Below are 14,252 nucleotides of genomic sequence, written 5' to 3'. Positions count from 1 at the left end.
TGGCGCCCGACGAAGAGCCCACGAATCGATCGGATCAGAGCGAATGATTGCCGACGAGATTCGAGACGATTCGCTCGATTCGTGGGCCTGTTGGTCCTGTCTTGCTACGCGTAAAGCGGCGAGACCTTTTCGCGGTTGTAGTCTAGGTCGTTGATCGCCTGGTCGACGGCGCCGCGGTCGACCTTGCCTTGCTTGCTGAGTTGCCAGAGCGTGGCGATCGTGACGCTCGCCGCGTCGACCTCGAAGTGGCGGCGGAGGTTCTCTCGGCTCTCGCTGCGGCCCATGCCGTCGGTCCCGAGGCAGAACATGCCGTTGGGGGCCCAGGGGACGAGCTGCTCGCTGAGGGCGCGGATGTAGTCGCTGGCGGCGATGATCGGCCCCTCGGTCCCTTCCATCTGCTGCTGGAAGTAGGACTTTTTCGGCTCGGCGGTCGGGTTGAGCATGTTCCAGCGTTCGGTCTCCTGAGCGTCGCGGCGGAGCTCGTTGTAGCTGGTGACGCTCCACGCGTCGGACGACACGCCGTACCGCTCGGCGAGGATCTGCTGCGCTTCCAGCACGCTGTGCAAGATCGAGCCGGAGCCGAACAGCTGCACGTGGTGTTGCCGATCCTCGGCCTGCACGCTCCGGACCTTGTACATGCCGCGGACGATGCCCTCCTTAGTCTTCTCACAAGGACCGCCGTCCGGTCCCTCGGGCATCTCCGGCATCATGACGTTTTCGTTTTCCAGCATCAGGTAGTAGATGCAGGTCTCGTTCTCCACGTACATCTTCTGCAGGCCGTGGAAGATGATCGTCGCGGTCTCGTAGCTGTAAGCCGGGTCGTACGCGCGGACGGTCGGGAACGCGATCGCGTTGACGAGCGAGTGGCCGTCCTGGTGCTGCAGGCCCTCGCCGTTGAGGGTGGTGCGGCCCGCGGTGCCGCCGAGCAGGAAGCCCTTCGCGCGCATGTCGGCGGCGGCCCAGATGAGGTCGCCGATCCGCTGGAACCCGAACATCGAGTAGTAGATGTACATCGGAATCATCGGCACGCCGTGCGAGCTGTACGCGGTGCCGGCCGCGTTGAAGCTGCTCATCGAGCCCGCTTCGGTGATGCCCTCTTCGAGCAGTTGGCCGTCCTTGGCCTCCTTGTAGTAGGCGAGCTGGTCCGCGTCGACCGGCTCGTACAGCTGGCCCGCGTGCGCGTAGATGCCGACCTGCCGGAAGAGGCCCTCCATGCCGAACGTGCGCGACTCGTCGGGCACGATCGGCACGATCCGCTTGCCGATCTTCTTGTCACGCAAGAGGTCGCCGAGCAACCGGACGAAGCCCATCGTGGTCGACATCTCTTTGCCGGGCCCGCTGCTGACGAGCTTGTCGAGCGTCTTCTTGTATTCGGCGAGCGTGGGGACCTCGAGCTTCTCTTGCGAGGCGCGCCGCGAGGGGACGAAGCCGCCGAGCTGCTCGCGGCGTTCGCGGAGGTACTTCATCTCCGGGCTGTCCTTCGGCGGCCGGTAGAAGGGCGCCTCGGCGACACGCTCGTCGGAGATCGGGATGCCGAACCGGGTGCGGAACTCGCGCAGCTCTTCCTCGTTGAGCTTCTTGTTGTTGTGGGTCATGTTCCGACCCTCGCCGGCCTCGCCGAGGCCGTAGCCCTTGATCGTCTTGGCGATGACGACCGTCGGCTTGCCGTTCTTCTCGGCGACCGCGCGGTGGTAGGCCGCGTAGACCTTCTCGGGGTCGTGCCCGCCGCGCTTCATCTTCTCGAGCTTCTTGTCGGCCAGGTTCTTCACCCGCTCGGCGAGCTCGGGGTACTTGCCGAAGAACTTGCTGCGGATGTAGTCGCCGCCGGCCACGGTGTACTTCTGGTACTCGCCGTCGACAACCTCCATCATCCGCCGCGCGAGCAGGCCGTCGTGGTCCGACTCGATCAGCGGGTCCCAGTCGCCGCCCCAGATGACCTTGATCACGTTCCAGCCCGCACCGCGGAACGTGCCCTCGAGCTCCTGGATGATCTTGCCGTTGCCGCGGACCGGCCCGTCGAGCCGCTGCAGGTTGCAGTTGATGACGAAGATCAGGTTCTCGAGGTGCTCGCGCGAAGCGAGCGTGATCGCGCCGAGGGTTTCCGGCTCGTCGCACTCGCCGTCGCCGATGAACGCCCACACGTGCTTGCCGCGGCAGTCCTTGATGCCGCGGTCGGTCAGGTACTCGTTAAACCGCGCCTGATAGATCGACATGATCGGCGCGAGTCCCATCGACACCGTGGGGAACTCCCAGAAGTTGGGCATCAGCCACGGGTGGGGGTAGCTCGAGAGGCCCCCGCCCTCGCCCATCTCGCGGCGGAAGTTCACGAGGTTCTGCTCGGTGAGCCGCCCCTCGAGGAACGCGCGGCTGTACATGCCCGGCGCGGCGTGGCCTTGGTAGTAGACCTGGTCGCCGGAGAAGCCGTCTTCGCCGCGGCCCTTGATAAAGTGGTTCAACGCGACTTCATACAGCGTGGCCGAGCTGGCGAACGTGCTGATGTGCCCGCCGGGGGAGGCCGGGTCGCGGTTGGCGCGGGTGACCATCGCCATCGCGTTCCAGCGCACGTACGACTTGATGCGCCGCTCGAGCTCCCGGTCGCCCGGGTAGGCGGGCTGCTCGGTGCGGGGGATCGTGTTCACGTACGGCGTGGTGGCCGTGAACGGCAGCTCGACGCCGTTGCGCACGGCGGTCGCTTCGAGCGTGGCGAGCAGCTGGCTCACACGCTCGGGGCCGCGGCTCTCCAGCACGTAGTCGAGCGACTCGAGCCACTCGTTCGTTTCGGCCGGGTCGACGTCGTTCGGGATCGGCGACGCGGGGATCTTCGTATCGGCGCTGGCCATAGATCGGCTACCTGGTTCGATTCACCGCGGAGACGCGCAGAGCGCGGAGGTTGATTCGTCTGTCTCGGCGTGCTTCGCGTCCTCCGCGCCTCGGCGGTGAACTTCTTCTACTTGCGTTTGGGTTTGTAGATCTCGGTCGCCGTGCCCAGTTGCACCTCGCTGGCGAAAGCGACCGTTTCGCTGAGGGTCGGGTGTGGGTGGATCGAGCTGGCGATGTCGTGCACGTTGCAGCCCATCTCGATGGCGAGGACCGCCTCGGCGATCAGCTCCCCCGCGCCGTAGCCGACGATGCCGCAGCCCAGCACCCGCTCGGTCTCGGGGTCGACGAGCCACTTGGTGAGCCCGTCGGTGCGGCCGTTCGCCAGGGCCCTGCCGGACGCCTGCCACGGGTAGGTCGCGATGTCGACCTTGATGCCGTCGCGCTTGGCCTCCTCGGCGGTGAGGCCGGCCCAGGCGATCTCCGGGTCGGTGAACACCACCGCTGGGATGGCCCGCGCGTCGAAAGCGGATGGCTGCCCGGCGATCACCTCCGCGGCGACGCGCCCTTCGGCGGCCGCTTTGTGGGCGAGCATCGGGTCGCCGGCGACGTCGCCGATGGCGAAGATCTTCGGGTCGCTGGTGCGTTGCTGCTCGTCGGTCTCGACGAAGCCGCGCTCGTTCACGGTGACCTTCGTGTTCTCGAGGCCGAAGCCCTTCGAGACGGGCCAGCGGCCGATCGCCACGAGCACGCGGTCAAACTTGACGGTGTCGGTCAGCTCGGGCCCCTCGATCGAGACCTCGACCTTCTCGCCGACGTCCTTCAGGCCGGTCACCTTGTGGCTCAGCAGCACGCCGGCGAAGCGCTCCTTGATCCGCTTGGCGAGGGGGCGGACGAGGTCGCGGTCGGCGCCGGGCAGGAGGCCGTCGGACAGCTCGACGACGGTCACCTTCGAGCCCAGCTCGGAGTACACGGTGCCCATCTCGAGGCCGATGTAGCCCCCGCCCACGACCAGCAGCGACTCCGGGATGTCCGGCATCGCCAGCGCGCCGTTGGACGACACCACACGCGGCGAGCCGATATCCAGGAACTTCGGCATCGCCGGCACGCTGCCGGTCGCGAGGATGCAGTGGTCGAAAGTGAGCCGCTCGTCGCCGAAGGTGGAGGCGCCTCCCTCGACGGGCTCGAGGTTCAGCGTGCCGGAGTCGACGAACACGCCCCGCGCGTGGATCTTCTTGACCTTGCGTGCGTCGGCCAGCTTGCCGAGGCCGCCGGACAGGGTGGCGATGATCTCGTCCTTGCGGCCGCGGACCTTGTCGACGTCGATCTTCGGCGGCTGGAACTCGACGCCCCACTCGGCCAAGTCTTGGGCCTCGGAGATGACCTTCGCGGTGTGCAGCAGCGCCTTGCTCGGGATGCAGCCCCGCAGCAGGCAGGTGCCGCCGAGGCGCGGATCGGCCTCGACGATGGCGACCTCCAAGCCGAGGTCGGCGGCGAGGAACGCGGCGGCGTAGCCACCGGGACCGCCGCCTAGGACTACGACTTGTGAGTGCATCGCTTCGTCGGGCGTGAGGGTTCGCGGGTGGGGCTTAAAATTTAGGGATCGGGGCGGCGGGCGCCGTCGCTTGGGGGGCGGGCGTCAATCGACGCAAAGCTATTCCGGATAAGCCGTTAGAGAGCCTTTTAAGCATACCGATCGGCCGGCGCGGCACAAAGGGCCTTCGGCCCTCACCCCCCCTGGCCCAGCACCCTGTCGAGGGCCACGCCGAGCGTGGGGCATTCGAAATCGAACCCCGCCTCGCTGAGCTTCCGCGGCACGACTCGGGCGCTCGACAGCAGCACCTCCTCGGCCATCTCGCCCATCGCCATTTTTAACGCGAAGGTCGGCGCGGGAAGGAAGGTCGGCTTGCCGAGCTTCTCGCCGAGCTTCTTGGTGAATTCTCGATTGGTGACCGCTCCGGGCGCGACCGCGTTCACCGCGCCGTTGATCGACTCGACGTCGCCGACGAAGCGGAGCACGCGGATCAGGTCGGGCAGCGCGATCCAGCTGACGACCTGGTCGCCGCTGCCCAGCACCGCCCCCATCCCCTTGCGGAAAACGGGGAGCATCTTGGCCAGCGCGCCGCCGCGCTTGCTGAGGACCATGCCGATCCGCGTCTGCACGACGCGCAGGCCCGCTTCCCAGGCGGGGGCGCCGGCGTCCTCCCAGTCGACGCAGGTCCGGGCCAAAAAGCCGCGGCCGGGCGAGGCCGATTCGTCGAGCGGCGTGTCGCCGCGGTCGCCGTAGTAGCCGATCGCCGAGGCGGTCACGAGCGTGCGCGGCTTGTCGCTCAAGCCGGCGAGCGTCTGGGCCAGCAGCCGCGTGCTGTCGACGCGGCTCGAGCGGATCAGGTCCTTGACGGCCGGCGTCCAGCGGTCGTCGGCGATGCCCTTCCCGCCCAGGTGGAACACCAGGTCGACGCCCTCCAAGGCGGCCGCGTCGATCTCGCCGGAGGAGGGCTTCCAGAAGACGGCGTCGGTCCCGTCGGCGGCCGAGCGGCTGCGGACCAGCCGGAGCACGCGCACCCCGTCGGTAGCGAACGCGTCGCACAGAGCGCTTCCGACAAGGCCGCTCGACCCGGTGACGGCGACCGCGCGGGGGGAATCCATTGCTGCGCTCCAGGGGGGCAAGGGGAGCTGGGGGAGGTAGGGCGAAGGATTCTAACCGAATCGGCGCCGGTTCGCCCACGGGCGGCGAGCGTCGGACGCCCGCGGAACCGAGAAACAGGCCCGCCCCGGCGGCTCGACCTCGGGGGCCCGTCCTATGCCGCCCTCGGATCCGCCACGACCGGCGCGGCGGGCGTCACTCGCGCCGCTGTTGGTAGCGCCGGCTGGCGCGCTCGAGGAACCGGCGTTCTTCGGCGGTCAGGCTCGCTTGGCCCTGCTGCTGGATCTTTCGGAGGATCTGGTCGACGCGGTCGTCGGTCGAGGTGGTGGGCGACTCCTCGTCGTCGCGGTGCACACGGAGCTTCGGCTTGCGTTTGAAGAGCGATTTCAAGTCGAAGTCGGTCCCCTTATGGCCGGCGCCCCCGGGCAGGAAGCCGCTGAGCCGCCAGCCGAATTTGAAGTAGAGGAAGCCAAACAGGGCGCCGCCGAGGTGGGCCGTGTAGGCGACGTTCCCCGAGCGTTGCAGAGCGTTCTGGATGTCGAACCCCAAGAACAACACAGCCATCAGCCAAGCCGGCACCGGCAAGATCCCCATCAGGTAGACCTGCACGTTCGGGTACCACAGCGCGAACAGCAGCAGCACGGCCGCGATCCCGCCAGAGGCGCCCAGCAACTCGGGGACGAGACCGCGCTCGAAGCCGACCCCAAGCTCAACGAGGCTCCACACCAGCCCCGCAAACGCGACCGCCGCCACAAAGAACGTGGCGTACTCTCGGCCGCCGACCCGCGCTTCGATCGAACGCCCGAAGAAGAAGAGCGCCAAGCCGTTGAACAGCAGGTGCGTGATGTCGTTCGGGTTGTGGAGGAATCCGTAGGTGACCAAGCCGTAAACGCGCCACGGCGCGTAGACCCAATCGGCGGGCAACACCAACGCGGAGGTGAACGAACGCCCGAAGACCCACTGCGCGACGTACACGAGCACCAACAGCAGCAGCAGCCGGCCGTTGGCCGACGCGGGCAGCGTCAGCCCGCCGGGCGAGCCGCCGTCGCGCCACCCGCTGCCGGTGTCGTAGCTCCGTCCGTAGTCGCGATCGTAGAGGCCCATCGTTCGCCCGGCAGAATCGTCATCGTGGCCCCGCCGTGTCGGCAGCGGCGGCCTCTGGTACGCATCTATCCTAGGCGCGCTCCGAAAGGAAGGGCGAGAGCAGACCTCTCAGGGGGCTTCAGGCCTCGGGCTTCGGGAAGGAGCTGCGTTACGCCAACCCTGAAGCCTGAAGCCAGCGGCCAAAGGCCGCTACAGAGCGTCGATGTCCAGCGCCCCCGGCCCGACCGGCGTGAGCACGCCGGACCGCTCCGCCTTGACCGCGGCCAAGCGGGCGTTGCTTTGGAGCGTTGTAGCGAGAAGCTGCTTGGCGTTTTGAGCCTGTTGCTGCAGCTGCGTGACCAGTTTCTGGATCGCCGCTAGCTCGCGCTCGACCGCCGCCAAGTCGGACCGCCACTTGTCTCGCTCCGCGGTGCGGTACTGCCGGATCTTCTCGGCGCCCTGCTGGGCGATCGCCAGCTTCGCTAGGTCCTCGGTGATCGCTTGCTCGCGGGCGACCAGCTGGGCGCGTTCTTTTTCCAGGTCGTCGAGCAAGAACGCGTAGTCCCGCAGCTGCCGGCGGTAGATGGTCCGGGCGGCTTGGTCGATCTGATCCGGTGGGAGCAGATTGCCATCGGCGTCGACACCGACCAGCCGCTCGGGCGGGTCGTCGGGCGTGGAGGGGGTGTTGTCGCGGATGTACTCCTGGACCGTCGACTCGGGGAGCAACGCCCGCAGCTGCTCCTCGTTCATGCCGGCAAACAGCGAGCGGTCGTCGGCTGGCATCGACTGGTAAATGATCCAGGGGCCCTGGCTGTTGAGGTAGCGCTGCTGCGCCTGCGGGTCGAGCTCGAATTGGTCGAGCGGCTGGAGCTGGGCTTGGCGGCCTTCGACGGCGTCCACGCGGAATTCGCCCAGGAACTGGTTCGGCGGGTTGTCGCCGGCGCCTTGGAGCGGGCCTTGCTCGAACACGTAGACGATCGACCCGACCTCCATGCCCAGCGCCGGGGGCGGGCCGGCGGGGGCCGCCGGCTCGCCATCGATTGGCGCCTGGTCGGGCGAGGGCTCGGGCTGGCGGATCGAGAAGTCGACCTGCACCATCTGGGTCTCGGGGACGACGCCGATCGGCCTGGCGTCGCGCCACACGCGGCCGCGGGCACGGTTCTTGAGCGTCACCAGGTGGCGTGCCCGGGTGATCCCCCGAACCCCATCGGCGCCCTCGGGCAGATTCACGCCGGCTGCCGCCAAGCGGTTCGCGATGCCCGGCTCCTCGGAGCCCCGGCTGAGCGCTTGGCTGAGTTCGACTTGCTCCTCGAGCTGCTCGTTGGTCGACGTGTACTTCTGTTGCCACTCGAGCCGCAGGCTGAGCGTTTGCGCGGCGAGGAACAGGAAGCCGACTGTGGCGAAGTAAAACGCAACGAGCGTCAGCACGTGCGCCCAGTGCCAGTACTTCGACGCCAGGAACGCCAACACCAGGGCGGCCAGCGTGATCACGCCAAGCAGGATAGGAACGATCAAGGCGTTACAACCGTCGCTTTAGAAGGTGACACGAACGCTGGTGGCGGACCGGCTGTGGGCGGGCGGCTGGCGCCGGCGGGGGGCGACGCAGCCAGGCCGGTCGACCCGGCAGTCGCCAAACACGGGAGGCTTGGGCAAAGCAGGGGACCTCCGCCAAGCCTAAACACCCGAATCAGCGCGGTCAACGAATCGCAGCGCCCGAGCGAGCTGCGTAAGCAGCGCTTCGCAAAGCACTTAGAATCGCGCTAACCGGCCCCGCCGCCGGCCGCCGCGGCGGGCGGATCGCCCAACGCATCGACCAGGCGCTGCAGGTCCTCCGGGGTGTGCCGCGCCGACACGCTGACCCGGATCAGCGATTCTCCTACGGGAACGGTGGGCGGACGGATCGCCGGTACGTAGAGCCCAGCGTCGGCGAGGCGAGCGGCTAGCCGCATCGTGTCGTCCGGCTCGCCCACCACGACCGGCACGATTTGGCTCACCGACCGGCCGGTCGACCAGCCTCGTGCGGCGAGCTCGTCGCGCAGCCACGCAGCGGACGCGATCACACGTCCGCGCTGCTCGGGCTCGGACTGGGCAATCCGGATCGCTTCGGACGCCGCCGCCGCGGCGGCCGGCGGCGGCGAGGTGCTGAAAACATACGTCCGCGCCCGATTCGCCAGCCAGTCGATCAGCTCGGCGCTGCCGGCGACGAATCCTCCGGCGCAGCCAAGGGCCTTGCTGAGGGTGCCGATCCGCACAGCGACCTGGGAGGGCAGTTCGGGCGCGTCGGCGGCGGCTCGCTCGACCGAGCCACGGCCCCGGGCGCCCCACACGCCGGTGGCGTGCGCCTCGTCGACGAGCAACATCGCCCCGTGCCGTTGGGCCAGATCGCCAAGCTCAGCGAGGGGGGCGAAGTCGCCGTCCATGCTGAACAGCCCGTCGGTGACGATCAGCCGCCGGCGGAAACGGCCCGCGTCGGCTCGCAGCATCGCCGCCAGGCGCTGCGTGTCGGCGTGTGGGTACACGCGGCGCTCGGCCCGGGCGAGCCGGCAGCCGTCGATCAGGCTGGCGTGATTCTTCGCATCGGAGTAGAGGGCGTCGCCCTCGCCGACCAGCGCGGGGACCACGCCGGCGTTGGCCGCGAAGCCCGACGGGAACAGGATGGCGGCCTCGGCGCCCTCGAAGCGAGCGATCGAGGCCTCGAGGTCGGCATGCGCTTCGCTGCGGCCGGACACGACCGGGCTCGCGCCGGCCCCCCAGCCGTAGCGCCGTGCCGCCTCCGCGGCGCGGGCGGCCAGTCGGGGATCGGCGGCCAAGTCGAGGTAGTCGTTCGATCCGAAGTCGACCGCGCCGGGCGGCAAGCCTGAGCCGATCCGCCGCCAGCGGCGGAGGCCGGCCTCTTCGAGCCCGGCGAGCGATTCGGCGAGCCAGCGGAGCGACTCGGGGTGGGCCATAACGATTGAGCGGCCTGCAGAGGTGGCGATCGATAGGCCCGCCAGTTTGACACACCGGCGCCGGGGTCCAAGGATTCCAGGTGACGGCTTGGCCGAAAAAGCCGTAAGTTGCTCTCACATAAACGGTTACTTCCGCCGTCGCGGAAACACACTTTGGGGCGTGGGAACGCGCGGCGGTTGGGCCGCGTCGGTACTCGGGTAGCCCCATCCTCCTGTCGCCGGGGCGCGCTTGTCTGACTATCGCCCACCCGCCGCTCGCGACCCCGCACCCCCCGGCCCACCTGAATCGCCCGGCCCCGGCGAGGCGGAGCACGCGGAACACGGCGAGCCGAAGAACCCCACCCCGCAGGACGAACCGCCGGTGTCGAGCTTGCTGCTGTCCGCTGTCTCGCCGTTCTCGGGCCTCGGCCGCGGCGAAGCCGACTCCGACGCGCGCGAGCCGGCCTCGCCGCGGTCGGCCGCGGCGGGCGACACGGCTGGCGAGGCGACCGACGACCGGCTCATCGACCGCACCCTGTCGGGAGACACGTCCGCCTACGGCGAGCTGGTAGGGCGGTATCAAGACCGCCTGCGGGCTTCGCTGACACGGATGACCGGCTCGGCCGAGGAGGCCGAGGACGTGGCCCAAGAGGCGTTCGTCCAGGCCTACCTGAAGCTGTCGTCGTTCCAGCGGTCGGCCCGCTTCTACACGTGGATCTACCGGATCGCGTTCAACCAAGCCGTGAGCAAGAGCCGCAAGAAACGGCCGAAGGTCTCGCTCTCGGTGGTCCAAGAGGCCGGCGGAGTAGAGCCGGTCGCCGAGGGCGATTCGCCGACCCACGGCGCGCACCTCGACGAGCGGGCGCGGTTGTTGCACGCGGCCATCGAAGAGTTGGCCGAAGACCACCGGCAGGTGCTGGTGCTCCGCGAATTCGAGGACATGGACTACCAGCAAATCGCCGAAGTGATCGACGCGCCGATCGGCACCGTCCGCAGCCGGCTGTTCCGCGCTCGGGCCCAGTTGCGGGAACGGCTGGAGGGCGTGCTGGGCGAGGAGGGCGAAGGCTCCGGCGGCTGCTAATCAATTGCCGCCAAAGCCGCAAGGACTGGGGCGGAATTTTGGCGTCATTCGACGGAACGCAAGGCGATTCAACCGCGACTAAACTGTCAGCCAAGGACGATTCCGAGCCGCCGGCCCGGCCAGCGGCTCGATCCAAGCAGGTAAACCGTTATGAACCCGGCCTCGCACAAAGCATCGAAGATCCCGCCCGACGAGCAGGGCGAGTGGATCAGCGCCTATATCGACGGCGAACTGACCGCCGAGGAAGCGGCCGAGGTTGAGCGCTTGTTCGCTGAAGAGCCATCGGCGGCGCGGCTCGCTGCCGAGCTCCGCGGCGTGAGCCAGGTGGTGCGGCAATCGCCCCAGCCAGCCATCGGCGGCGACATGCGCTCCGCGGTCCTCGCCGAGGCGTTGCGGCGGCAGGCCGCCGGCGGAGCTGCCCCGGCGGCCGAGCCAGTAGAACCACGCCCCCTCGAGCCCGAAGGGGAGTTCGGCCTGCCGTTCGGCGGATCGATGAGCAAGTGGGCTTGGGCCGGCGTCGCGATCGCGGCGACCGTGTTGATCGGCTTCTACGGCCGGCCCGATCGCCCGTCGGGAGCTGGGGCCGTGGCCCAGGGTGGCCCGCAAGCCACCCAGCAACAGCGCCTTGCCGAGCAGCAACACCGGCGGTACCTCGCGCAGCAGCAGTACGAGCAAGCGCTCCAAGCGATGCGTCAGGCGACCGGCGTTCAGGTGGTCAACTACGAAGCGACCCCGCAGACGCTGCGTCGGCTGCAGCAACGGCTCGCGGCGCGTCCGGCGATACTGCCGGGCGAACTCCGCGCGGTCAGCGAGAAGGGTCTCGTCGAGCCGGTGGACCCGTCCTCGACGCCCCTGGACGACGAGGCGCTCGTCGAGGGCGAGGAACAGCTGTTCTATGTCGACGCCAACGAAGCCGAGCTGGCCGAGATGCTGCAGGAGCTGACGGACGAGCAACCGGGCGAGGTCTATCGGGTGGGCGCCGATCAGGGCTCCGCTCCAGACAGGCCCGCTTCAGACAGGCCCGCCCCAGACAGGCCCGGCACGCAGAGCGTCGCCCAGTCGGCTACGCCACCCTCGGCAGCCACGCCCGGAGCGGCCCAAGCCGCCGGAACGATCCGCGGGGTGCGACTGCGGCTGAACCTTACTCCCGAGGCGCTCGCCAAGCTCCGGGCTCAGGCGGCGGCTCAGCCGGGCGAGCCGCAGCGTCGGCTGGTGGTCTTGCGGATCCAGGTGAAGCCCACCGCGGCGGCCCAGCCTCAGTGAGCTAGATCGGCCGCAGCGACCGGGTCGTCCCGCTCCCCGCGATGACCCGCGGCGAGCGGCGGACCACGAGACGCTACCGGCGGCGTGCTCTATGATGAGGGTCTACCTCATGCGAGCCCCTTCGCCCCGCGGCCGACGCGTATGCCCGCTACCGCACTGCTCTCGTTCTTCTTGATGGCGCTGTCGGGCGTGCTACTCGACGCCCAACGCCGGGCCTGGGGACGCAGCCGGCAAGACGGCGCTCCCTCTCGGTTGGCGGTCGGCCGCCAGTGGCGGCGGCAAACCGCTAATGCGGCGATAGGTCTGGTTGGCGTGATGTTCGCCCTCTGGCCGCTGACCCCCCGCGAGCCGGCTTGGGTGATCACTTATACCGGCGTGATGGTGCTGCTGGCGGGGCTGATCCTCTTGCTCGGACTCGGCGACGCTTGGGCCTCGCTGGCTTGGGCGCGGCGCGAACAGCGCCGGCGGCTGGCGGAACAAGCCGAGTTGCTGCGGGCGTTGGCCACGGAGCGCCGTCGATCGGACGACCAGGCCACTGGCGAAGAAAGCAGCCGCCCGCTCAGCCGTGGCGTGTGAACGATGGACCCGCTTTCGTTTGCGATCGCGGCCGTCCCGTTCGCGGCCTACTTGTTGCTGTTGGGCGGAATCTGTCGCTCGGGCCGGCCGCTCGTGGTGAACGGCGCCAACGACTTGGTCGTGCTCGGCCTGGGGCTCACCGGGGTGGCGTTTGTCGGCCCGTTGGCGCTGTTCCGACCCGAGGCGGCGACCGCCGAGCTGGGCGAGTGGGTGTGGGTCTTCTTGCTGGCGCTCTACTGGCTGACGATCGTGCTGACGGCGCTCCTAGGTCGCCCCAGCTTGGTGGTTTACAACACGACGGCCGAGCAGCTGCGTTCGGCGCTCGCCACGACCGCGCCGCAACTCGACCCGGCGTCGCGTTGGGCGGGCGACAGCCTCTCCTTGCCGGGGCTTGGGGTGCAGCTGCACCTGGACGCGTTGCGTTGGACGAGGACGGTGTCGATCGTCGCCAACACGGCCAGCCAAGACCTCGCCGGTTGGCGCCGCTTGGCGGTCTCTCTGAACCGGGCGATGCAGCGAAATCCCGCTGCGCCAACCACGCTGGGGATCGCTCTGCTGGCCGGCGGCGTCGGGTTGCTAGCGGCTTCGTGTGCTTGGCTGGCGGCGGCCCCGGGCGGCGTGCAGCTCGCCGTAGAGCGGCTCCTCGCTCCCTGATCGGCGGGCGGCGGACCGAGGACGTCCGACGGGGGGCGACCTCGCTAGCAGCCGCGGCGCCGCTCGCCCAACCGGCGCCCCTTGCCAGCCGGCCGCCAAAAAGGGCGCCACCCCCCGGGTTGACGCCCATAAAAAAGTTGACTTTCAAGCGCTCACTGCGATAATCCTCCGACCTCGAACCGGCGTAAACGGATTGCCGTCGTCGCGCTCGAGGGGCCGATGGCATACCGGCTCGACCCTACGTAACGACCATTCGTGACACAGAGCTCGTACACGGAGCCGAGGCGCCACGAGACAGAAGCGCCACGAGACAGCGGCGATGGGGAGTGGAGGCAGCAAAGCGACGCGTCCCCCTTCGTCCTGCAGACCCACCGCGATCCACCCCAGCTACGACCCGCCCCGCTGAGATAGCTGACGTCAGCAACTAGATGAGCCAAGCGGCGTGCGCCCGTTAACGACGAGCCTCGACGCAAGACCTCGACGCAAGACGCTGCGGGGGCGGCCAGAGCACCTTCCCCCATAGCACCCCCCATTCGCCAACGCAGCCCGGCCCCGTGCCGCGGCAGGGCGAGCATCCAGAGGATTGGTCCACACGGCCGCATGCTGCGGACGCTGTGCGACGCCGTGAAGCTAGGAACAGACAACGGCCCCGCTTGTGGTAGAGCGGGCAACCACGACGCAAGGAAGTGTCCTTTGTTTACTGAGTTCTATCCGCCGACGCCCTGTGTGGGGCTCCGGCGGGCATCGACCTAAGCCGCCGAGGACGCGTCCGCTTCGACATCCACGCCGACCCGAACCAAGCCAGCCTGCGTCGGGTCAACGCGTAGAGCCAGTGGCGTCGAACGATTGCGCCGCGCGGCGTGAACAACCGCAAGGACCTAACCCATGCCCGACCCTTCCCTCGAAAACGTCTTCGAAGCGATCCTCAAGTACGGCCACGACGAAGATTTCGTGCCGCGCCACGAGGACGAAGAATTCAACCCGACCGCTGCGCCCGCCGGCTCTCCCGAGAAGCTTGAGATCCTCGCCGAGCGTGTGCGTCGCGGCTTCCCGCTGTGGCACGAAGAGGACCGAGTCGACTACAGCGGCCTGACCGGCGCGGTCCGGCCCCGCGACTGATCTGGACCGGTCGCGGCGACACGCTGGTCGCACCAGACACCCAAGCGCTCACGAAAACCGCTGCCGGCTAAGCCGCAGCGGTTTT

The 14,252-nt window shown here is 68.7% G+C and carries 11 protein-coding genes; 5 read left to right on the top strand and 6 right to left on the bottom strand.

What is annotated here, in order from left to right; translation table 11 throughout:
- Positions 1-104: 104 nt before the first annotated feature.
- The 6 genes from aceE to RIC11_RS16575 all read right to left on the bottom strand — a co-directional run bounded on the left by aceE (position 105) and on the right by RIC11_RS16575 (position 9,495).
- The gene (gene aceE, locus RIC11_RS16600; protein ID WP_350213302.1) at positions 105-2,840 is read right to left on the bottom strand and encodes a pyruvate dehydrogenase (acetyl-transferring), homodimeric type; all 2,736 of its coding nucleotides are present in this window, start codon (positions 2,838-2,840) and stop codon (positions 105-107) included.
- Positions 2,841-2,947: 107 nt separating this feature from the next.
- Complete coding sequence (lpdA, locus tag RIC11_RS16595) at positions 2,948-4,372, bottom strand: dihydrolipoyl dehydrogenase (RefSeq protein WP_350213300.1); 1,425 nt, start codon at positions 4,370-4,372, stop codon at positions 2,948-2,950.
- A gap of 173 nt (positions 4,373-4,545) precedes the next feature.
- Positions 4,546-5,466, bottom strand: coding sequence for a TIGR01777 family oxidoreductase (locus RIC11_RS16590; protein ID WP_350213298.1), 921 nt, complete (start codon positions 5,464-5,466; stop codon positions 4,546-4,548).
- 193 nt (positions 5,467-5,659) lie between these two features.
- On the bottom strand, positions 5,660-6,568 hold the full coding sequence (locus RIC11_RS16585; protein ID WP_350213297.1) for a rhomboid family intramembrane serine protease: 909 nt from the start codon (positions 6,566-6,568) through the stop codon (positions 5,660-5,662).
- A gap of 189 nt (positions 6,569-6,757) precedes the next feature.
- Entirely contained in the window at positions 6,758-8,062 is a 1,305-nt protein-coding gene (locus RIC11_RS16580; protein ID WP_350213295.1) for a hypothetical protein, read from the bottom strand.
- A gap of 245 nt (positions 8,063-8,307) precedes the next feature.
- Positions 8,308-9,495: an aminotransferase class I/II-fold pyridoxal phosphate-dependent enzyme gene (locus RIC11_RS16575; protein ID WP_350213293.1), complete on the bottom strand. Its 1,188-nt coding sequence runs from the start codon at positions 9,493-9,495 to the stop codon at positions 8,308-8,310.
- Between the two features lie 361 nt (positions 9,496-9,856).
- On the opposite strand from RIC11_RS16575, the gene RIC11_RS16570 reads away from it, so the two are divergent.
- The 5 genes from RIC11_RS16570 (at position 9,857) to RIC11_RS16550 (ending at position 14,167) form a co-directional block, all read left to right on the top strand.
- The gene (locus RIC11_RS16570) at positions 9,857-10,555 is read left to right on the top strand and encodes a sigma-70 family RNA polymerase sigma factor (protein ID WP_350213291.1); all 699 of its coding nucleotides are present in this window, start codon (positions 9,857-9,859) and stop codon (positions 10,553-10,555) included.
- Positions 10,556-10,705: 150 nt separating this feature from the next.
- Positions 10,706-11,818, top strand: coding sequence for an anti-sigma factor family protein (locus tag RIC11_RS16565; protein WP_350213290.1), 1,113 nt, complete (start codon positions 10,706-10,708; stop codon positions 11,816-11,818).
- A 141-nt stretch (positions 11,819-11,959) separates the two neighbouring features.
- A complete protein-coding gene (locus RIC11_RS16560; protein WP_350213288.1) occupies positions 11,960-12,394 on the top strand; it encodes a hypothetical protein in 435 nt (144 codons plus the stop codon).
- Between the two features lie 3 nt (positions 12,395-12,397).
- Positions 12,398-13,048, top strand: coding sequence for a hypothetical protein (locus tag RIC11_RS16555; RefSeq protein WP_350213286.1), 651 nt, complete (start codon positions 12,398-12,400; stop codon positions 13,046-13,048).
- 885 nt (positions 13,049-13,933) lie between these two features.
- A complete protein-coding gene (locus RIC11_RS16550; RefSeq protein WP_350213284.1) occupies positions 13,934-14,167 on the top strand; it encodes a hypothetical protein in 234 nt (77 codons plus the stop codon).
- Positions 14,168-14,252: the final 85 nt, after the last annotated feature.

It is taken from the genome of Botrimarina sp. (assembly GCF_040219535.1).
Classification (GTDB): domain Bacteria; phylum Planctomycetota; class Planctomycetia; order Pirellulales; family Lacipirellulaceae; genus Botrimarina.
Note: the sequence above shows the minus strand (reverse complement) of the source record. Positions and strands in the feature narration are given on the sequence as shown.

What these genes read in the sequence shown, in the direction of transcription:
- RIC11_RS16575 (WP_350213293.1), bottom strand. Translation starts at nt 9,495, where the DNA reads ATGGCCCACCCCGAGTCGCTCCGCTGGCTCGCCGAATCGCTCGCCGGG.
- lpdA (WP_350213300.1), bottom strand. Translation starts at nt 4,372, where the DNA reads ATGCACTCACAAGTCGTAGTCCTAGGCGGCGGTCCCGGTGGCTACGCC.
- RIC11_RS16550 (WP_350213284.1), top strand. Translation starts at nt 13,934, where the DNA reads ATGCCCGACCCTTCCCTCGAAAACGTCTTCGAAGCGATCCTCAAGTAC.
- aceE (WP_350213302.1), bottom strand. Translation starts at nt 2,840, where the DNA reads ATGGCCAGCGCCGATACGAAGATCCCCGCGTCGCCGATCCCGAACGAC.
- RIC11_RS16565 (WP_350213290.1), top strand. Translation starts at nt 10,706, where the DNA reads ATGAACCCGGCCTCGCACAAAGCATCGAAGATCCCGCCCGACGAGCAG.
- RIC11_RS16555 (WP_350213286.1), top strand. Translation starts at nt 12,398, where the DNA reads ATGGACCCGCTTTCGTTTGCGATCGCGGCCGTCCCGTTCGCGGCCTAC.
- RIC11_RS16585 (WP_350213297.1), bottom strand. Translation starts at nt 6,568, where the DNA reads ATGGGCCTCTACGATCGCGACTACGGACGGAGCTACGACACCGGCAGC.
- RIC11_RS16590 (WP_350213298.1), bottom strand. Translation starts at nt 5,466, where the DNA reads ATGGATTCCCCCCGCGCGGTCGCCGTCACCGGGTCGAGCGGCCTTGTC.
- RIC11_RS16560 (WP_350213288.1), top strand. Translation starts at nt 11,960, where the DNA reads ATGCCCGCTACCGCACTGCTCTCGTTCTTCTTGATGGCGCTGTCGGGC.